General features: G+C 30.2%; 22 protein-coding genes. 19 read left to right on the forward strand and 3 right to left on the reverse strand.

What is annotated here, in order from left to right:
• The first annotated feature begins 122 nt into the window (after positions 1–122).
• The 9 genes from QZ824_RS06535 to QZ824_RS06575 all read left to right on the forward strand — a co-directional run bounded on the left by QZ824_RS06535 (position 123) and on the right by QZ824_RS06575 (position 6,420).
• Positions 123–422, forward strand: a complete 300-nt coding sequence (locus QZ824_RS06535) for a nucleotidyltransferase domain-containing protein (RefSeq protein ID WP_291275217.1) — start codon at positions 123–125, stop codon at positions 420–422.
• Positions 415–762, forward strand: a complete 348-nt coding sequence (locus QZ824_RS06540) for a HepT-like ribonuclease domain-containing protein (protein WP_291275218.1) — start codon at positions 415–417, stop codon at positions 760–762. Before QZ824_RS06535 ends, QZ824_RS06540 begins: the two co-directional genes overlap by 8 nt.
• A gap of 264 nt (positions 763–1,026) precedes the next feature.
• The gene (locus QZ824_RS06545; protein ID WP_291275219.1) at positions 1,027–1,764 is read left to right on the forward strand and encodes an NERD domain-containing protein; all 738 of its coding nucleotides are present in this window, start codon (positions 1,027–1,029) and stop codon (positions 1,762–1,764) included.
• Between the two features lie 316 nt (positions 1,765–2,080).
• The gene (locus QZ824_RS06550) at positions 2,081–2,704 is read left to right on the forward strand and encodes a hypothetical protein (protein WP_291275220.1); all 624 of its coding nucleotides are present in this window, start codon (positions 2,081–2,083) and stop codon (positions 2,702–2,704) included.
• Between the two features lie 12 nt (positions 2,705–2,716).
• Positions 2,717–4,051 carry a histidine kinase gene (locus tag QZ824_RS06555; RefSeq protein ID WP_291275221.1) on the forward strand — a complete coding sequence of 445 codons (1,335 nt, stop codon included), beginning with the start codon at positions 2,717–2,719 and terminating at the stop codon, positions 4,049–4,051.
• Between the two features lie 26 nt (positions 4,052–4,077).
• Positions 4,078–4,449 carry a 2TM domain-containing protein gene (locus QZ824_RS06560; RefSeq protein ID WP_291275222.1) on the forward strand — a complete coding sequence of 124 codons (372 nt, stop codon included), beginning with the start codon at positions 4,078–4,080 and terminating at the stop codon, positions 4,447–4,449.
• Positions 4,450–4,500: 51 nt separating this feature from the next.
• Positions 4,501–5,271: a LytTR family DNA-binding domain-containing protein gene (locus QZ824_RS06565; RefSeq protein WP_291275223.1), complete on the forward strand. Its 771-nt coding sequence runs from the start codon at positions 4,501–4,503 to the stop codon at positions 5,269–5,271.
• A 103-nt stretch (positions 5,272–5,374) separates the two neighbouring features.
• A complete protein-coding gene (locus QZ824_RS06570) occupies positions 5,375–5,818 on the forward strand; it encodes a TlpA disulfide reductase family protein (RefSeq protein WP_291275224.1) in 444 nt (147 codons plus the stop codon).
• Positions 5,819–5,820: 2 nt separating this feature from the next.
• Positions 5,821–6,420: a thioredoxin family protein gene (locus QZ824_RS06575; RefSeq protein WP_291275225.1), complete on the forward strand. Its 600-nt coding sequence runs from the start codon at positions 5,821–5,823 to the stop codon at positions 6,418–6,420.
• Positions 6,421–6,450: 30 nt separating this feature from the next.
• On the opposite strand, the gene QZ824_RS06580 is transcribed toward QZ824_RS06575, so the two are convergent.
• The 3 genes from QZ824_RS06580 to QZ824_RS06590 form a co-directional block, all read right to left on the reverse strand.
• The gene (locus QZ824_RS06580; protein ID WP_291275226.1) at positions 6,451–7,476 is read right to left on the reverse strand and encodes a COX15/CtaA family protein; all 1,026 of its coding nucleotides are present in this window, start codon (positions 7,474–7,476) and stop codon (positions 6,451–6,453) included.
• Positions 7,477–7,546: 70 nt separating this feature from the next.
• On the reverse strand, positions 7,547–8,962 hold the full coding sequence (locus QZ824_RS06585) for an HD domain-containing protein (protein WP_291275227.1): 1,416 nt from the start codon (positions 8,960–8,962) through the stop codon (positions 7,547–7,549).
• A 71-nt stretch (positions 8,963–9,033) separates the two neighbouring features.
• Complete coding sequence (locus tag QZ824_RS06590; RefSeq protein WP_291275228.1) at positions 9,034–9,600, reverse strand: L-threonylcarbamoyladenylate synthase; 567 nt, start codon at positions 9,598–9,600, stop codon at positions 9,034–9,036.
• A 126-nt stretch (positions 9,601–9,726) separates the two neighbouring features.
• Here QZ824_RS06590 and QZ824_RS06595 point away from each other — a divergent pair, with 126 nt between their 5' ends.
• From QZ824_RS06595 to QZ824_RS06640, 10 genes are all read left to right on the forward strand, one after another.
• Complete coding sequence (locus tag QZ824_RS06595; RefSeq protein ID WP_291275229.1) at positions 9,727–10,419, forward strand: GNAT family N-acetyltransferase; 693 nt, start codon at positions 9,727–9,729, stop codon at positions 10,417–10,419.
• Positions 10,416–11,543, forward strand: a complete 1,128-nt coding sequence (gene rffA, locus QZ824_RS06600) for a dTDP-4-amino-4,6-dideoxygalactose transaminase (protein WP_291275230.1) — start codon at positions 10,416–10,418, stop codon at positions 11,541–11,543. Before QZ824_RS06595 ends, rffA begins: the two co-directional genes overlap by 4 nt.
• Positions 11,544–11,546: 3 nt before the next feature.
• Positions 11,547–12,716 (forward strand): TDP-N-acetylfucosamine:lipid II N-acetylfucosaminyltransferase, encoded by a 1,170-nt coding sequence (locus tag QZ824_RS06605; RefSeq protein ID WP_291275231.1) that lies wholly within the window; start codon positions 11,547–11,549, stop codon positions 12,714–12,716.
• Positions 12,716–13,693, forward strand: coding sequence for a hypothetical protein (locus QZ824_RS06610; protein WP_291275232.1), 978 nt, complete (start codon positions 12,716–12,718; stop codon positions 13,691–13,693). Before QZ824_RS06605 ends, QZ824_RS06610 begins: the two co-directional genes overlap by 1 nt.
• Positions 13,694–13,701: 8 nt before the next feature.
• The gene (locus QZ824_RS06615; RefSeq protein WP_291275233.1) at positions 13,702–14,730 is read left to right on the forward strand and encodes a hypothetical protein; all 1,029 of its coding nucleotides are present in this window, start codon (positions 13,702–13,704) and stop codon (positions 14,728–14,730) included.
• The gene (locus QZ824_RS06620; RefSeq protein ID WP_291275234.1) at positions 14,723–15,088 is read left to right on the forward strand and encodes an FdtA/QdtA family cupin domain-containing protein; all 366 of its coding nucleotides are present in this window, start codon (positions 14,723–14,725) and stop codon (positions 15,086–15,088) included. The genes QZ824_RS06615 and QZ824_RS06620 overlap by 8 nt, the downstream gene beginning before the upstream one ends.
• Positions 15,072–16,181 (forward strand): DegT/DnrJ/EryC1/StrS family aminotransferase, encoded by a 1,110-nt coding sequence (locus QZ824_RS06625; protein ID WP_291275235.1) that lies wholly within the window; start codon positions 15,072–15,074, stop codon positions 16,179–16,181. Before QZ824_RS06620 ends, QZ824_RS06625 begins: the two co-directional genes overlap by 17 nt.
• Before the next feature lie 8 nt (positions 16,182–16,189).
• Positions 16,190–17,278: a GDP-mannose 4,6-dehydratase gene (gene gmd / locus QZ824_RS06630; RefSeq protein ID WP_291275236.1), complete on the forward strand. Its 1,089-nt coding sequence runs from the start codon at positions 16,190–16,192 to the stop codon at positions 17,276–17,278.
• On the forward strand, positions 17,278–18,204 hold the full coding sequence (locus QZ824_RS06635; protein ID WP_291275237.1) for a GDP-L-fucose synthase: 927 nt from the start codon (positions 17,278–17,280) through the stop codon (positions 18,202–18,204). The genes gmd and QZ824_RS06635 overlap by 1 nt, the downstream gene beginning before the upstream one ends.
• A partial coding sequence (locus tag QZ824_RS06640) for a glycosyltransferase (RefSeq protein WP_291275238.1) occupies positions 18,204–18,517 on the forward strand: 314 nt, incomplete at its 3' end. The genes QZ824_RS06635 and QZ824_RS06640, both read left to right, overlap by 1 nt.

Genomic DNA, 18,517 nt, shown 5'->3' on the forward strand with positions numbered 1-18,517 from the left:
AAGTAGTATATTTGAGTTTATAAAAGTTAGATGGTAAAGAAATTTAGCTTTTTAGACTAACTGACGTTAGCGGTAATTATAAAAAACTGAACGTTATAAAAACTTTTTTCATAAATTTGAACATGATTCTAATTGAAAAAAATATTGATGATCTAAAAAAACTTTGTTCGACATACAATGTGGATAAAATGTATCTTTTTGGGTCGGCTCTAAATTCAAACTTTAATGATAAAAGTGATATCGATTTCTTAGTTAAATTTAAGTCTATCGAATTATCAAAATACTTTGATAATTATATGAATCTAAAAGAGAATTTGAAAAAATTATTTGGTCGTGAAGTTGATTTACTTGAAGAACAAACGCTTAAAAATCCAATTCTTATAAAATCAATAAATAAATCTAAAGAGCTTATTTATGGATGAAAGAATCCTAAAGTGGCTATTTGATATCAAAATGGCTATTGATGAAATTGATAGTTATTTTGAAAATGAACAAAAAGACTTTTTTAAATATCGAAAAAACTTGATGTTAAAAAGAGCAGTAGAAAGAGATTTGGAAATCATTGGTGAAGCTATTAACCGAATCATTACTCGTGATAAAGATTTTGAAACTAAAATAACAAATGCAAGAGCAATTATTGGCTTGAGAAATCAAGTAATTCATGCTTATGATAATATTTCAGATGAAAACATTTGGTCCATTCTTATAAATCATCTTCTTGAACTTAAAAGCGAAATCGACAACTTAATAGTGGAACAATAACTACTGCCATCAGCGGTATCTGTTGCACAACCATCATTTTTTAAAAATAAACTACAAAAAGTATAAATTTCGACCTCTTTTAAAGCAATTTAAGAGCGGTTTTGAAGCACTTACTCGTAGACCCAACTAATACTACAATTTTAAATTTATCAAATATTTATTACTAAAAAGTAGTATATTTGAGTTTGTAAAGATTAGTGAGTAAAGAAATTTAGCTTTTTATAGAACTGACGTTAGGCAAAATTTAACCCCAAAACATCGTGAATGAACTTTGTACTATTAATATTGATTCTGTCATTAATCCTGATTTTGGGATTATACAAAACAAAAATCAAAGGAGTAATTGGAGAGAAAACAACTTCTTCAATCTTATATTTTTTGGATAAATCTAAGTATAAAGTCATTAATAATATTGTTCTAAAAACAGGTGAAATAACTACACAAATTGACCATTTAGTAATTTCTGATTTTGGAATTTTTGTTATTGAAACAAAAAATTATAAAGGATGGATTCTTGGAAATGAAAACTCAGAATATTGGACTCAAGTCATATATAAACGTAAGGAAAAACTTTACAATCCTATTCGACAAAATTTAAGTCATATAAAAACGTTAAAAAACTGTCTTAGTGAATATCCAAATTTAGAATATAAATCAATTATTGTTTTTTCCTCAAGTGCAGAAATTAAAGTAAATACAAGAACAGATGTAGTAAATTTATCCCGACTCTTAGCAACAATTAAAAGATACACAAGCACAAACCTCACAGAAATCGAAAAAGAAAATATCTTTGAAAAAATCAATGCATTAAATTTAATTGATACGTACGACAAACATGAACATATTAAATCAATCAAACAAAGAATTCAAAAACGAAAAAATTCTATTCGGGAAAGTAGATGTCCTCAATGTGGCAATAACTTAATCATGCGCAATGGTAAATTTGGAAATTTTCTAGGTTGTAAATCCCATCCAAAATGTAAATTTATACAGAATATTTAATTAAATAAACTTCGCTTAACAACCGTAGCTGTTGCCCTTACTTTACATTAAATAAAAGAATCAGTTATTTAAAAAAAGACCACTCCCCCTTTTCAAAAACAACCGAAAAAACAAAACCCTACCTCTTTTATTCATCGACAACCTCAGCAACTGAATTTATTTGAGTTTTTTTATTTCAATAAATTCACTTCATTACAATTCATCCATAAAAAAATACAGTTCGGTAGCAAATGATTTTTTTATAAGTGTTGATGCTGCAACTTTGCTTCATCAAAATAAAACAACTCATAATTTATAACTTTAAAAAATCAACACTATGACAAAATTAATTTCAACATTCGTTTTCTTTATTATTGCACTTGTCTCCTCTGCTCAAAGTTTGTTCGAAAAAGAAATGAGTAATGGATTAGCTTTATGGAAGGATGGTAAAAACACGGAAGCTGTAGCTCAATTTGAACACCTGGCAACAGTAAACAAAAACAACTGGCTTCCGGGATATTATGTCTCTTTAATCAACACCCTTCAAGCGTATAAAGAAGAAGACAAGGCTAAAATGAAAAATTTTTTAGATAAGGCGCAAAAGGCACAAGATCAAATTAGTCAAATCGCTCCAGATAATCCAGAAATATTAGTTGTTCAAGCCATGATTTATACTGCTTGGATTGTCTATGATCCAATGACAAATGGCAGATTGTACTATACTGATGTAATGAAAATCTATGAAAAAGCAGCTACAATAGCACCTAATAATCCAAGAGTGGTTTTTAACAAAGCTAGCTTTGAAAAAGAAGCAGCTACTTATTTTGAATCTGACACTTCGCCCATGTGTGAAAAAATCAAAAAATCAATCGAATTATTTGCTACATTTAAGCCTGAATCGCCCTTTCATCCTACGTGGGGTGTAGAACGAGCAAAAGAAGAAGCGACTAAATGTAATTAAAAATAGTACCTCATGTTATATCAACTCATCAAAGAAATCCCACGTGGATTATTCTTATCCCTAAGTATTTTTATTGTCTTGCTCGTAATACGATTAGTTAGTGGTGTTACCATTCAATTTAATGAACAATTGGTCTCTAATTTTGGTTATACTATGTTATATGGCATGAGTATTTACTTAGGAAATGCTGCTCTATTTATATATTTAGATCAGATTTTTTCAAGTGATCGTTTTGCTAAAAAAAGAGTTATCGTTGGCTTTTTAAGTTCATTCTTTATTTCTGTAGGCATCATTTTTCTATTGAGATTTCTTGAAGACGTGGTTATTGAACAAAAAACAATATCTCAGTTTTTAAGTCAAGAGCGAATTGCCAACTATTTGGTTTCAATCATCATCACATTTATCGTAACCTTGGCTTTTCATGCCTTCTATTTTTACAAGGCTTATCAGGAAAATAAGGTTAAAGAACAAAAAATAATTGCTGGAACGGCCTCTGCTCAGTTTGAAAGTTTAAAAAACCAAATTGACCCTCATTTTTTATTTAATAGTTTAAATGTTTTAAGTTCTCTAATTGAAGAAAACCCTGATGCAGCTCAAAAATTCACTACTTCATTATCTAAAGTATATCGTTATGTTTTGGAACAAAAAGATAAAGAATTAGTTTCGGTCGAAGAAGAATTAGATTTTGCTAAAACGTATATGAATTTGCTTAAAATGCGTTTTGAAAACAGCATCACATTTGAGCTGCCCAATTCTTTTGAAAATGAAGAAGCAAAAGTAGTTCCTCTTTCTTTACAATTACTTCTAGAAAATTGCATCAAACACAACATAGTAAGTGAACAAAAACCATTACACATTAAAATATATATAGAAGAAAATTGGTTAATTGTTGAAAATAACCTTCAAAAAAAGGAAACATTAACTGATAGAAAAGGAGTGGGATTACAAAATATTGTAAATCGCTATGCCATATTAACAAAAAGAAAAGTACTGGTGGAGGAAAACAAGAATTCATTTAAAATTTATCTTCCAATATTAACGAAACAAATCGCAAAAATGGAAACACAATTTATATATACAGAAAAAATGGCTTATGAAAAAGCAAAAGATAGAGTGAATCAACTAAAAGGATTTTATGGCAATTTATTGGCTTATTGCTTTGTAATTCCAACCTTAATCATCATCAATGTAAGTACAATGAAATTTCAATGGTTTTGGTTTCCTATGTTAGGTTGGGGAATGGGCTTAACTTTTCATGCTTTTGAAACCTTTGGACTAGGTAAAAAATGGGAAGAACGTAAAATTCAGGAATACTTAAATCAAAACAAAACACAACATTGGAATTAATCAATAACATTTAAAATTTAAAAATTATGCAACCTACCTTTGATAAAATAAACAATTTAAATAAAAAAGAATTTAAAAGTTTTATTCCCTCTAATGCTGAAGAAGCTACCTATTATGAAGCGCTGAAAAAAGTAAAAAGAATGAAAGGATTCTATACCCATTTAGCGGTTTATATCGTAATTAATATTATGATTATTATTACTAACATAAATAACTTAAAAGTAGGGGAAAGTTATTTTCAACTGAAAAATTTTTACACGGCATTCTTTTGGGGCATTGGAATATTTGCACATGGCGTTTCTGTTTTTCTTCCAGATCTTCTTCTAAGTAAACAATGGGAAGAACGTAAAATAAAAGAATTCATGGAAAAAGAAAAACAAAATAATCAATGGCAATAACTATTTTTTCTATTTCTCATCCAATTAAATGACATCTTAAAGGCTATTATTATGCACATAATCATCATTGAAGACGAAAAACCTGCTGCACGATTGTTACAACGAAAAGTAGAAAAATTAGGTCTAAAAGTACATACGCTATTGCATTCTGTTGAAGAAGCCATAAATTGGTTTAATGTTCATCCTCATCCGGAGTTAATTTTTCTCGATATTCAATTATCAGATGGCTTATCATTTGAAATATTTGAATACTTTAAACAAAAAGACCAGCCTATAAAAAGTGCAATAATATTTACTACGGCTTATGATGAATATGCATTAAAAGCCTTTAAATTAAATAGCATTGACTATCTTTTAAAGCCTATTGATGATGATGAATTGGAAGAAGCTATTTCAAAATTCAAAACACAACATCAAAAAAACACGACTCCTCCTTTTGATATTGATGCAATAAAAAAAATGTTCATCCCTCCTACCGAAAAAGACTTCAAAAGAAGATTTTCAGTAAAAATAGGACAGCAATTAAAAGTGATTCTTGTTGAAGATATTGAATGCATATACAGTGAAAATAAAGGCACCTATCTGCATACAAAAGAAAATAGAAGTTATTTAATTGATAGTACATTAGAAGTTTTAGAACAAGAGCTAAATCCAAAGGATTTTTACCGAATTAGTAGAAAATATATTGTTCCTCTTTCATCGATAAAAGAAATTCAGGTACACTCAAATTCCCGATTAAAAATCATTTTACCCACCTACAATGAAGATGAAGTTATTGTAGCCAGAGAACGTGTTAGTGATTTTAAAGAATGGATTGGATAAATTTAAAGTATTGTTAAAATAACTCTTCTTATTAAATATCTCACTATTTTTGATAAAAAAGTAGATGAGATATTTTCGTTTAGTTACATTTTTTATTTTTTTTATGAGCTCCTCTGTAAAGGCTCAAGATTTGATTCGATTTCAAACTTTTGAAGCGTTACAGACTTATTTATCCCAATCCAATAACCAACCTTTAGTGGTTAATTTTTGGGCTACTTGGTGCGCTCCATGTGTTAAAGAACTCCCTTATTTTGAGACATTACACCAAAATAATCCAAATATAAAAGTCATAACAGTAAGTTTAGATTTTGAAAAACAAGTTGAATCCAAATTAATTCCTTTTTTAAAAAAGAAAAAGTATTCGTTTATAACGACCTATTTGGCTGAGAAAAACTATAACGACTGGATAGGCAAAGTAGATGAAAATTGGTCAGGCTCCATTCCAGCCACTTTAATTATTTTCAAAGAGAAACATGTTTTTATTGAACATGAATTTTCATCCTATGACGAATTGAATAATTATATTAATCAAACTATAAATAATTAATTATGTTAAAGAAAATTGGATTTTTAGCTTTATTTGTGGGTACACTATTAAGTTTTGACCAACCCGTTACTGGTTATCAAATTGGTGATACGGCAACAGATTTCAAATTAAAATCTGTTGATAACAAATGGTACAGCATGGCAGATTATAAAGATGCTAAAGGGTTTATTGTTGTTTTTACTTGCAACCATTGTCCGTTTGCAGTAAAGTATGAAGATCGTATTATTGAGTTAGCAAAAAAATACAAACCTAAAGGATATGTCTTATTAGCAATTAACCCCAATGATCCTGTCGCTCAACCTGATGATAGTTTTGAAAAAATGCAAGAACGTGCCAAAGAAAAAAAGTTCCCATTCCCTTATCTATTTGATGAAGGTCAAAAAATATATCCTCAATATGGCGCTACAAAAACCCCACATGTATTTTTATTAGACCAACATAAAGTAGTGAAATACATTGGTGCTATTGACGATAATGTAGAAGATGCAAAAGCAGTAAAAGAAAAGTATTTAGAAAACGCTATTTCAGCTTTAGAAAAAGGATTAGACCCCAATCCATCTACTACTAAAGCCATTGGATGTTCCATTAAAGTAAAAAAATAAAAAAACGGAAACTTAGGTTTCCGTTTTTTTTTATTTACTAAAACGATGTAACGTAAATGTCATGGCAGACAATAAAAAGAATGCCATGATTTGGTGTGCCAAACCTAACCAAAGAGGAACGTGAAACAACAAAGTTAAAACCCCCAATAAAAACTGGATTCCTACAAAAACTAATAAAACAGATGTAGCTTTAGATTGTGTCGCATCTAAAACAAAGGCTCTACTTTTAACAAACAAAAGTAAAATCATGGCTACAACCACATAAGCAAAAGTTCTATGAATAAATTGAACACCGCTTTTACCTTCTGTAAATGACTGTAAAAGTGTGGGTTGTTCTAGAGTGATGCTTTCATGGAAAAATTGTCCATCACTCATCAAAGGCCAATGGTTATGAACTAATCCGGCATTTAATCCAGCAACAAATCCACCATATATAATTTGGATAAGAAGAACAACCAATGCAATTCTCGCTATTTTTTTAAGAGGCCCAACGGCTGGTTTTCTATCTGGATAAATTAAGTCTAATGCTACCCACAGCGTGTAGGCAAAAGTAAGAAAAGCAAAAGTAAGGTGTATGGCCAATCTAAAATGACTTACATCAGGATTATCCTTAAGTCCACTAGCCACCATAAACCAGCCTAAAAATCCCTGAAAAGCGCCCATAGACAAAAGGATCAAACATTTTTTCAGCGTTGGTGTATCCAATCTCTTTTTAAATAAAAAATAAATAAAAGGAACCAAAAAAACCACACCTATAATACGTCCAATAAATCTATGAAACCATTCCCAGAAAAAGATAGATTTATAATCGTCCAGTGTAAATCCGCCTGATTTGTATTGATTAATTTTAAGATATTCAGGGTATTTTTTATACTCATTAAAAGCTTCCATCCATTTTTCTTCGCTCATTGGAGGAAACGTATCATGAATCAAATGCCAATCGGTCATGGACAATCCCGAATTTGTTAAACGAGTAATACCCCCAACTGTTACCATTATAAACAGTAAGGCACATCCTGATAATAACCAGATAATTACAGATTTATTTGTTTTCATTTCTTTACTATTCAATTGCATACAAAAGTACAGAATGAGTCTGATAATTTTGATTTAACAACTTATAAATTTATACTTTTTCTAAACCCATTTTGAAAGCCTTTTCCAGCACAAAATCATAGGCTGCTTGGTATTCATTTGGGATTTCTCCTTCTAAAATAGCTTCTTTGACCGCTTCTTTTAAAACTCCAATTTCTCGGCAAGGTTTTAATCCAAAAAGAGCCATAATTTCCTCTCCAGAAATAGGAGGTTGAAAAACACGCACGCGATCCTTCTCTTCTACTTCAACAATTTTTTCTCTTACAATTTTAAAATTGTGATGATATTTTTGAAATTTTTTAGGATTTTTTGTGGTAATATCCGCTTCACACAAAATCATAAGTGCTTCGACATCCTCTCCAGCATCAAAAACTAATCTTCGAACCGCAGAATCTGTAACGATGTCCTGTGCTAACACTATTGGCCTAGAACTCATGGTTACCATTTTTTGTACAAACTTCATTTTTTGATTCAAAGGCATGTGCAATCGCTCAAAGATTTTCTTGACCATTTTACCTCCCAAAAACTCGTGCCCATGAAAAGTCCAGCCCTGTTTTTTATGAAACTTTTTTGTGGGTGCTTTTCCAATATCATGTAAAAGAGCAGCCCAACGCAACCATAAATTATCAGTGTTTGGACAAATATTATCTACTACTTCTAGGGTGTGATAAAAATTATTTTTATGTGTATGTCCCTCTACTTCTTCAACATGATTTAAGGCTGTGAGTTCAGGAAGGATACGCTCCAATAATCCTGTTTGATATAAATGTAAAAAACCAATAGATGGTTGATCTGTGGCTAAAATTTTATTCAATTCATCTACAATTCGCTCTCCGGAAATAATAGCAATTCGGTCTTTATTTCTTGCTATTGCTGCTAAAGAATCTGATTCAATTTCAAATTTCAATTGGGTAGCAAAACGAATAGCACGCATCATCCTAAGAGGATCATCAGAGTAAGTTATATCAGCGTCTAAAGGCGTTTTAATAATTTTATTAGTTAAATCATTGACCCCATTAAAAGGATCGACTAGGTTACCAAAATCCTTTTGATTTAAAGAAAAAGCCATTGCATTTATAGTAAAATCACGACGTTCTTGATCATCTTTGAGCGAACCGTTTTCTACCACTGGTTTTCTACTATCAAAATTATAACTTTCTTTTCGAGCTCCTACAAATTCAACATCCATATCTTCATAACGAAGCATAGCTGTTCCATAATTTTTAAAAACCTGAACCTTAGGTTGATGAGGAATCAACTGGGATACTTTTAACGCTAATTCAATTCCGCTTCCTACCGCTACAATATCAATATCCTTTTTATGATCACGATGTAATAGAATATCGCGAACAAAACCACCTATAACATAGCATTCTAAGTTTAATTCTTGAGCTGCTTTAGAAATGATTTTAAAAATTTTATGATCTAAATTTTGTTTGTAATTCATTCTATTAATTTGTCAATTTGAGAATAAGTCAATTAAGCGCAAACAATATAATCAACGCACTTTAAATTGAATTATCGTCTAATCACTTTCACCTGACTATCTAAGGTTAATTTAATAATCGTTGACGGCTTATCACACATTTTTTCGTGGTGCAAATTTACAACATAGTCTACACCGTTTATAATTTCTGGACTAATTTCTTTGAAAGATTTTGGTGTAGGTTGACCTGATAGATTAGCTGAAGTAGAAACCAATGGTTTTTTCATTCGTTCCATTAATTTATAGCAAAAAGGTTCCTTCACCATTCGAACTCCAACCGATTGATCTTCTGCAATTAAAGCTGGAGCAATTCCTTTTGGTTGGTCTAAAACAAGTGTTGTTGGTTTTGTAGCAAAATCCCAAATCTGCCAGGCCGTTTCTGGTATATCTTTAAACATACTGTATAGCATTCGCTCACCATTTACTAAGCAAATCATGCTCTTAGCTTCCGCTCTTTGTTTTAATGCAAATATTTTTTGAACGGCTTCACTATTAGAGGCATCACATCCAATACCCCAAACTGTATCAGTTGGATACAAGATGATTCCACCTTGTTTAATGACTTCAAAGGCGTTGTGAATTTCTGTGTTGATTTCCATATTTTTTTTGCAAAAATAATTAATCTTATCCCTAAAAAGCTAAAGTTTTTAAAAATAACCACATTCTGTAAGAAGATTAAAATAATAAAGGCATTTATAATTATATTTGCTAAATATATGACACATATGAACGTTGAAAGTTTAACATGGGATTCTAATTTTTTTGGTTATAATGTGGGTAAAATTATATTAACAGATCTCTGTGTTGATATCAATTTACTTCAAAAAAAAGCAGTTGGTTATCAGCTAATTTACCTTTTTTCTCCCGCTCGGATAATAGAATTTGAAAATTATCTAGTTGATGAAAAAATAGTATTAGAAATGAACTGTACGAATGACCATATTGAAAACGAAACATTTCAATTAGAACTTTTTGACCCTAATAAACATGATTTTAATGCGTTAAGAAACTTGGCCATTTCTAGTGGTGAATATTCTCGATTTAAAATCGATTCAAATTTTAAAAATAATGAATTTGTTGAATTATATTCACGTTGGATTACACAATCTGTAGAAGGAAAAAGTGCTTTTGAAGTAGTAGTGGCGACCAATCAAAATGATGAAATTTTAGGTTTTATTACCTTAGTTAAAAAAGAAAAAGTACTTGAAATTGGGCTTATTGCAGTAGCTGAAAAAGCAAGAGGAAAAGGAATAGCTAAACTCCTTTTAAATTATACCAACGAGAAAGCCATTTCATTGAATATTTCTAAAATTCAGGTAACTACTCAAGGAAAAAACGTACCTGCCATGCATTTATATCAATCTTTTGGATTTAAAATAAAAAACATAACCTATATATATCATTATTGGAACATATGATACCTTTTAACAAACCTTATTTATCAGGAAAAGAAACAAGTTATATTGAAGACGCAGTTAATAGCGGAAAAATATCTGGTAATGGAAAATATACCAAACTATGTCAAGATTTTTTTGAAAAGCGATATGAATTTAAAAAATGTTTACTTACAACATCTTGCACTGATGCGTTAGAAATGTGTGCTATTTTAGCTAATATTGAAATAGACGACGAGGTTATCATTCCTAGCTATACTTTTGTATCAACCGCATTAGCCTTTGTTAGACAGGGAGCAAAAATTATCTTCGCTGATTCTAATAGTGAAAATCCTAATATTGACACCTCTAAACTTGAAGCTTTAATTACTCCAAAAACAAAAGCCATAGTTCCCGTACATTATGCTGGAATCGCTTGTGATATGGATAATATAATGGATTTAGCAAAAAAATATAATTTACTTGTAATTGAAGATGCTGCACAAGCCATAGATAGTTACTATACTTTTAAAGATGGTACCCAAAAAGCATTAGGCAGTATTGGGCATATGAGTGCTTTTTCTTTTCATGAAACTAAAAATATTATTGCTGGTGAAGGTGGTATGCTGGTTATTAATGATGAGCAATTTATTAAACGAGCTGAAATAATTTGGGAAAAAGGAACCAATAGAGCAGAATTTTTTAGAGGAGAGATCAATAAATATGGCTGGGTAGACACTGGTTCATCATTTTTACCTTCAGAAATCATCTCAGCATTTTTATGGGCACAATTGGAACAACTGGATCAGATTCAAAATAGAAGAAAAGAATTATGGAATTTATATTACAAGCTTCTTAAACCTCAAGAAAACAAAGGTTTTAAAACTATAACTATTCCTTCAAATGCATCAAATAACGCGCATATGTTTTTTTTAGTTTTTGATAGTTTAGAAAAAAGAACAGCTTGTATCAATATTTTAAAAAATAATGACGTTCTAGCTGTTTTTCATTACCTTAGCTTACACAAAAGTGAATATTACAAAGATAAATACCAAGGTGAGGAATTAGTTTGGAGTGATTATTATACAGATCGTCTGGTTCGTTTACCGTTGTTTTATGAATTAACAGAAAAGGAAATAGAAAAAATTGTATCACTTATAACGGCTTAGATTATGAATTATCATATTATGATAGATGATAAATTTATTGACGGATTTATAGATGATGCTGAAAAAGTTTCTTCTGAAAATTCGAACATTTATTTTATTAATGGTAATCAAGCGAACAGTAAGCATATTAAAAACCCAAAAGCGAAATGGATATCATTTCGAGATGATGAATTTATATCAACCCTAAAAAAAGCAACTAAGTACGATAAGATATTTGTTCATTGGTATGATTTAAAAACAGGATTGTTTTTACTTAAATATTTAAAAAAAGAAGTTCCTTTATACGTATATCTATGGGGCGGTGAATTTTATGAAGACCCCTATTTATATCACATGAACTGGATTCATGATGAAAAAACATTGACCTTTGTAAAAGAGCACACTATTTTACCTGAAAAATATAGTCAAAGAAAACACTTTTTGAAGCGACTCTGGTTTAAAAAAACCTATAAACTAAAGGCTAGAAAACAATTTAAAGAAAAAATTAAAACCATTAAACGAATAAATGCGTTAATTCTGCCTAAGCATTATGATCAGGAATTAGAACTGATTAAAAGAATTTACCATCTCGAGAATTTGCCTTATTTCAACTATAATTATGACCAAAATGTTGATCTTGCTATTCATTATAAGCTTGAAGGAAGTAAAACAGATAAAACTATTATTCAACTAGGAAACTCAGCTACTGAAAGCAATAATCATGTTGATGCCTTTGATGTATTAAATCAGTTTAAAAATGAAAATATTGAATTAGTTTTACCAATGTCTTATGGCAATCATAAATACAATCATTTTGTTAAGCAATATGGCACCTTTAACTTCAAAAATAAAATTAAGTTTTTGGAAGATTTTGTTCCAAGAGCACAATACATCCAACAACTAATGGAAGTTGATGTTTGCGTTATGTATCATAATAGACAACAAGCCTTTGGAAATTGTGTTCCGTTACTCATACTTGGAAAAAAATTATATTTAAAAAAAGAAAATCCATTATACTCCTTTTTTAAATCAATTGGTGTTGTTGTATTTAATGCGAATAAAATTAAAGATTTAGACTTTGATTCGTTCAAAAAAGAATTAACACCTGAAGAAAAAAACAATAATAAAACCATATTAACAAATCTATTCTCTGAAGAAGAAAGATTAAAATACTTATCAAAAATTTTAAACTAATGTCGTTTTCACCTATTCTTTTATTTACTTACAACAGACCTGAACATACTCAGGCCATACTAGACTCATTGGCTACAAATAAAGAAGCCAGCGAAAGTATTTTATATATTTTTTGTGATGGATTAAAAGAAAACGCTTCTGAGGAAAACAGAATAAAAAATGAACAGGTAAAAAAAATAATTAAAAAAGAAACTCGATTTAAAGAAATTCGACTTCAAATTCAAGAGAAGAACAAGGGATTAGCATGTTCCATTATTGACGGTTTAAACTTCGTGTTTTCAAGCCATGAAACAGCAATTGTGCTAGAGGATGACTTGATTGTTTCGCCTTATTTTTTAAATTATATGAACACTGCCCTTTCAGCCTATCAAAATGATAAACAAGTAGGAGAAATAGGCGGGTGTAATTTTTTTGCTTGTGGTCCTAAATATCCAAAATATTTTTTCACAAACATGCCTGATACATGGGGTTGGGCAACTTGGAAAGATCGCTGGGAAAAATTTAATGAAGATGCCGTCTTTCTCTACAAAGCATTAGAAAAAAACAATAAGATGTTTGCTTTTAACACCTATGGCGCCTATGATATGGAAGGCATGCTAAAAGAACAAATATTTGGCAAAGTTGACTCTTGGGCCATAAGATGGCAAGCTGTAATGGTATTGAATGATTGGTTATGTTTATATCCTAATCCATCTTACACTAATCATATTGAATCAATAAATGCTACTCATGCAAAAGTTAATATAATTCCTCCATTAGAACAAAATGAACCTACATTTGAAAAAATAGAAATTAAAGAAATCGAATTGACAACAAAGGCCATGAAATTAGGTTACTCAGGCAAAGGAGACTATTTCGGAAGATACACTAGAAAATACCTAAAAAAGAGACTAAAAAAAATAATAAAAACTGTACTTTTGTTCTTTGTTCCGTTTGGAATTGTACAGATTTTCAAAAATAATAAACATAAAAAATAAGATTTATAATGCTACATCTAACAACTTATTTTGATAAAAATTACTTATCTAGAGGTCTTATTTTATATGATTCCCTTAAAAAACACAACCAAAACTTTGAATTGTATATCTTATGTTTAGATGATTTTACGCATGATTTTTTTACCAAAAACAAAGATAAATACCAAGAGATTAAAATTTTAACTCTAAGTGAAATTGAGCAGGACGACTCTGCACTACTCACCGCTAAAAAGAACCGAAGTAAAATTGAATATTATTTTACATTGAGTCCGTGTTTGCCTTTATATCTTTTGAAAAAACATCAATTACCTCACATATGCTCACTAGATGCCGATATTTTGTTTTTAGATGATCCGAGGAAAATATTTGATCAACTCAACGAATACTCTGTTATAGTAACACCACATAAATTTTCTAAGGAAATCAAACACCTTAGTAAATATGGTATTTACAATGTTAGTTTTCAAATATTTAAAAATAACGCAACTGGTTTAACATGTTTAGAAGATTGGAAAAAAGATTGCCTAGACTGGTGTGGAGATGAATACGATGAAATAAATGATCGTTTTGCTGATCAAAAATACTTAGATAAATGGAATACCAAATACCCTCATGAAGTGTTGAGTTTAAATGATAATTGTAGTGGACTAGCTCCATGGAATGTAAACAATTATCTAATTACAAAGAAAAAAGAACATTTTTTATCAAATGATGAAAACATCCTATTCTATCATTTTCACCATTTTAAAATTTTATCTAAAAAATGGGCCACAAATGGTTTCAAAGAATATAAAGTACACCCACAATCTGATCTTGATTTATTATATTTGTATTATTGGAATTTAATTGATTCAAATAATGAAGCATTGGGAATTACTCAAGATCAATCAACTCGATACCAATCCAATGCCATATGGACCACTATTCTTAAAGAAAAAATAGTGTACCAAAAAACAAATAGTAATAATATTAAACAAGTAAACTTCGGGTTTATACCAAAGTTTATTAGAAAACTAATCATAAAAATATATGCCTAAATTAATTCATATTAATTCTTTTCATGATAAAAGAGGCTCTTTAAGTGTACTTGAAAAAAACATCCCTTTTGATATAAAAAGGGTTTTTTACATTTATAATGTAGATGATTCTGTAAGAGGAAAACATAGACATCACAAAACAATACAAGCCGCAATTTGTATTCATGGTTCATGTAAAATTTCCAATGACAATGGAAAGCAAGTTGAGGAATTTACACTTGATCATCCTGAGAAATGTTTATTTTTATACCCAGAAGACTATCATTGGATGTATGATTTTTCAAAAGATGCCGTTCTATTAGTGTTGGCCTCTGAATATTATGACCCTAAAGACTACATTTATGAACCATACAGATAAAATACTTTACGAAAATTTAAATAAATTAAATAAAGAATTTGAAGCGGAGTTTCAAGAAAAATTCAACACCTTTCTAACTAATGGATGGTATGTTTTAGGAAATGAAGTTAAAACGTTTGAAGAAAATTTTGCTCAATATTGTGGGGCTAAATATTGCGTTGGTGTTGCCAATGGATTGGATGCTTTACAACTAGGTATAGTAGCTTTAGACTTCCCAAAGCAATCTGAAATTATTGTTCCTTCTAATACATACATAGCTACCATTTTAGCAATTATAAATGCTGGACATATACCCGTTTTGGTTGAGCCAAATCTTCAAACTTATAACCTAGATCCACATCTAGTTGAAGAAAAAATTACTGCTAAAACTAAAGCAATAATGGTAGTTCATCTGTATGGTCAAATAGCACAAATGGATAAGATTGTATCACTTGCTACAAAACACAAGTTGGAAATTATTGAAGATTGTGCTCAAGCACACGGAGCTACTTTGAAAGAAAAAAAAGCAGGTACTTTTGGAACTATTGGTGCCTTTAGTTTTTATCCTACTAAAAATCTAGGAGCTCTCGGTGATGCTGGTGCAATTGTAACTTCAAATGAAACATTATTTGAAAAATTAAAAGCACTGAGAAACTATGGTTCAGAAAAAAAATATTACAACAAATATACTGGACTTAATTCTAGACTTGACGAGATACAAGCTGCGTTTTTAAACGTAAAACTTCCTGCACTAGACAAAATCACTTCCCATAAAAGAAAATTAGCTCAAATTTACAATGAAAAGCTAACTGAAAAGGTAATCAAACCTAGTGAAATTAAGGATAGTGTACACGTATATCACATCTATAATATTAGAACGGAAAAAAGAGACGAACTAAAACAGTATTTATTAGACAACAATATTTTTACTGAAATTCATTATCCCGTTTCACCAAACCATCAAGAAGGATATCAAACCTATTTTTCAGGTTTACATTTCCCTATAAGCGAAGAAATTCACCGAACAACATTAAGTTTACCTATTTCTTATGCAACAACTGTGGAAGAAGTAGAGCAAGTAATCAATAAAATAAATTGTTTTTTTAACAATTAAGGAAAAAAATGAAAACAGCATTAATAACAGGAGTTACAGGTCAAGACGGAGCCTATTTAGCCGAATTACTACTTTCAAAAGGATATAGAGTCCATGGTATAAAAAGAAGAAGTTCTTTATTCAATACACAAAGAATTGATCATATCTATGAGGACCCTCATATTGAAAATCAACATTTTAAATTACACTATGGTGATTTGAGTGATTCTACTAATCTAATCAGAATTATTCAAGAAACACAACCTGATGAAATCTACAATTTAGGGGCTATGAGTCATGTGAAAGTGAGTTTTGACACACCCGAATATACTGCTAATGCAGATGGAATTGGTACCTTACGAATTTTAGAAGCTGTACGTTTACTTGGACTTACTAACAAAACCAAAATCTATCAAGCATCAACTTCTGAATTATATGGTTTAGTTCAAGAAGTTCCTCAAAAAGAAACTACTCCGTTTTACCCTCGTTCACCTTATGCTGTAGCTAAAATGTATGCCTATTGGATAACGGTTAACTATCGAGAGGCATATAATATGTTTGCTTGTAATGGTATTTTATTCAATCACGAAAGTCCACTTAGAGGAGAAACTTTTGTAACTAGAAAAATCACAAGGGGTATTGCACAAATGGCACTTGGACTTCAGGAAACATTATTCATGGGGAACATTGATGCTAAAAGAGATTGGGGACACGCCAAAGATTATGTTGAAGCAATGTGGTTGATTTTACAACAAGAACAACCCGAAGATTTTGTTATTTCTACAGGTGTGACTACAACTGTTAGAGATTTTATACTCATGGCTTTCAAAGAAGTGGGAGTAGAAATAGCATTTCAAGGTGAAGGAGTAAATGAAAAAGGAATTGTAAAATCAACGTCAAATCCAGAATATGAATTTAAAGTAGGACAAATAGTTATACAAATAGATCCCACCTACTTTAGACCAACAGAGGTAGATTTATTAATTGGAGATAATACAAAAGCAAAAACAAAACTAGGTTGGTTACCAAAATATACACTAGAGATGCTAGTAAAAGAAATGATGGAAGCAGATGTTGATTTGTTCAAAAAAGAAAAACTAATTAAGAATTTCAAATAATGAATAAAAATTCAAAAATATATGTAGCTGGGCATAGAGGTATGGTAGGTAGTGCTATCGTTGCTAATTTGACTAGTAAAGGATTTTCAAATATCATTACCAGAACTTCTAATGAACTAGATTTAACAAATCAAAAAGCAGTAGCTGAATTTTTTGAGAATGAAAAGCCAGAATACGTTTTTCTAGCAGCCGCTAAAGTTGGTGGTATAGTGGCAAATAATACATACCGAGCACAATTCATCTACGAAAATTTGATGATTCAAAATAATGTTATTCATCATAGCTACCTCAATCAAGTAAAAAAACTGATGTTTTTAGGTTCTTCTTGTATATATCCAAAGTTAGCCCCTCAACCACTCAAAGAAGCATATCTATTGACTGGGTTACTAGAAGAAACCAATGAACCTTATGCCATTGCTAAAATAGCTGGTATCAAAATGTGTGATGCTTATAGAGAACAATATGGTTGTAATTTTATATCGGTTATGCCAACTAATTTATATGGTTTTAACGATAATTATGATTTGCAAAATTCTCACGTTTTACCAGCTTTATTGAGAAAATTTCACGAAGCAAAACTAAATAATGAATCAACTGTTGAAGTTTGGGGAACGGGAACACCATTAAGAGAATTTCTTCACGCTTCTGACATGGCAGATGCTTGTGTTTTTTTAATGGAAAATTACAATGAAAAAGGATTTTTAAATATTGGTTCTGGTAAAGAGATATCAATCAAAGACTTAGCTCTTTTAATAAAAGAGATTGTTGGCTTTAAAGGAGAAATATATTTCGATACAGAAAAGCCAGATGGAACACCAAGAAAATTAATGGACGTAACAAAACTAGAAAATCTAGGTTGGAAATATAAAATTTCATTGAAAGAAGGAATTGAAAACGTTTACAAAACTAAATTCAACATACAATAATGAATATGATATCTGTTATTACTGTAAACTATAACAATGACAATGGCTTAAAAAAAACTATTGAAAGTGTTATTAATCAAACATATAAAAATTTCGAATTCATTATAATTGATGGAGGAAGTACAGACCAATCAAGTGAAATAATTAAAAATTATCAAGATAAAATAAACTACTGGGTTTCAGAGCCTGATAAAGGAGTTTATTCAGCCATGAATAAGGGAATAAAAGTAGCAAATGGAGATTTTCTAATTTTTATGAATAGCGGTGACGTTTTCATAAATGAAAATGTATTACAAAATGTAGTACCTAAATT

This window comes from Flavobacterium sp. (assembly GCF_021151785.1).
Lineage (GTDB): Bacteria > Bacteroidota > Bacteroidia > Flavobacteriales > Flavobacteriaceae > Flavobacterium.

Bases quoted from the DNA above. Each gene is read 5' to 3' on its own strand.
- QZ824_RS06590 (WP_291275228.1), bottom strand. From the start codon at position 9,600: ATGGAAATCAACACAGAAATTCACAACGCCTTTGAAGTCATTAAACAA.
- QZ824_RS06585 (WP_291275227.1), bottom strand. From the start codon at position 8,962: ATGAATTACAAACAAAATTTAGATCATAAAATTTTTAAAATCATTTCT.
- QZ824_RS06635 (WP_291275237.1), top strand. From the start codon at position 17,278: ATGAATAAAAATTCAAAAATATATGTAGCTGGGCATAGAGGTATGGTA.
- QZ824_RS06595 (WP_291275229.1), top strand. From the start codon at position 9,727: ATGAACGTTGAAAGTTTAACATGGGATTCTAATTTTTTTGGTTATAAT.
- QZ824_RS06570 (WP_291275224.1), top strand. From the start codon at position 5,375: ATGAGCTCCTCTGTAAAGGCTCAAGATTTGATTCGATTTCAAACTTTT.
- rffA (WP_291275230.1), top strand. From the start codon at position 10,416: ATGATACCTTTTAACAAACCTTATTTATCAGGAAAAGAAACAAGTTAT.
- QZ824_RS06565 (WP_291275223.1), top strand. From the start codon at position 4,501: ATGCACATAATCATCATTGAAGACGAAAAACCTGCTGCACGATTGTTA.
- QZ824_RS06575 (WP_291275225.1), top strand. From the start codon at position 5,821: ATGTTAAAGAAAATTGGATTTTTAGCTTTATTTGTGGGTACACTATTA.
- QZ824_RS06535 (WP_291275217.1), top strand. From the start codon at position 123: ATGATTCTAATTGAAAAAAATATTGATGATCTAAAAAAACTTTGTTCG.
- QZ824_RS06625 (WP_291275235.1), top strand. From the start codon at position 15,072: ATGAACCATACAGATAAAATACTTTACGAAAATTTAAATAAATTAAAT.
- gmd (WP_291275236.1), top strand. From the start codon at position 16,190: ATGAAAACAGCATTAATAACAGGAGTTACAGGTCAAGACGGAGCCTAT.
- QZ824_RS06605 (WP_291275231.1), top strand. From the start codon at position 11,547: ATGAATTATCATATTATGATAGATGATAAATTTATTGACGGATTTATA.
- QZ824_RS06545 (WP_291275219.1), top strand. From the start codon at position 1,027: ATGAACTTTGTACTATTAATATTGATTCTGTCATTAATCCTGATTTTG.
- QZ824_RS06550 (WP_291275220.1), top strand. From the start codon at position 2,081: ATGACAAAATTAATTTCAACATTCGTTTTCTTTATTATTGCACTTGTC.
- QZ824_RS06580 (WP_291275226.1), bottom strand. From the start codon at position 7,476: ATGAAAACAAATAAATCTGTAATTATCTGGTTATTATCAGGATGTGCC.
- QZ824_RS06620 (WP_291275234.1), top strand. From the start codon at position 14,723: ATGCCTAAATTAATTCATATTAATTCTTTTCATGATAAAAGAGGCTCT.
- QZ824_RS06560 (WP_291275222.1), top strand. From the start codon at position 4,078: ATGCAACCTACCTTTGATAAAATAAACAATTTAAATAAAAAAGAATTT.
- QZ824_RS06610 (WP_291275232.1), top strand. From the start codon at position 12,716: ATGTCGTTTTCACCTATTCTTTTATTTACTTACAACAGACCTGAACAT.
- QZ824_RS06615 (WP_291275233.1), top strand. From the start codon at position 13,702: ATGCTACATCTAACAACTTATTTTGATAAAAATTACTTATCTAGAGGT.
- QZ824_RS06555 (WP_291275221.1), top strand. From the start codon at position 2,717: ATGTTATATCAACTCATCAAAGAAATCCCACGTGGATTATTCTTATCC.
- QZ824_RS06540 (WP_291275218.1), top strand. From the start codon at position 415: ATGGATGAAAGAATCCTAAAGTGGCTATTTGATATCAAAATGGCTATT.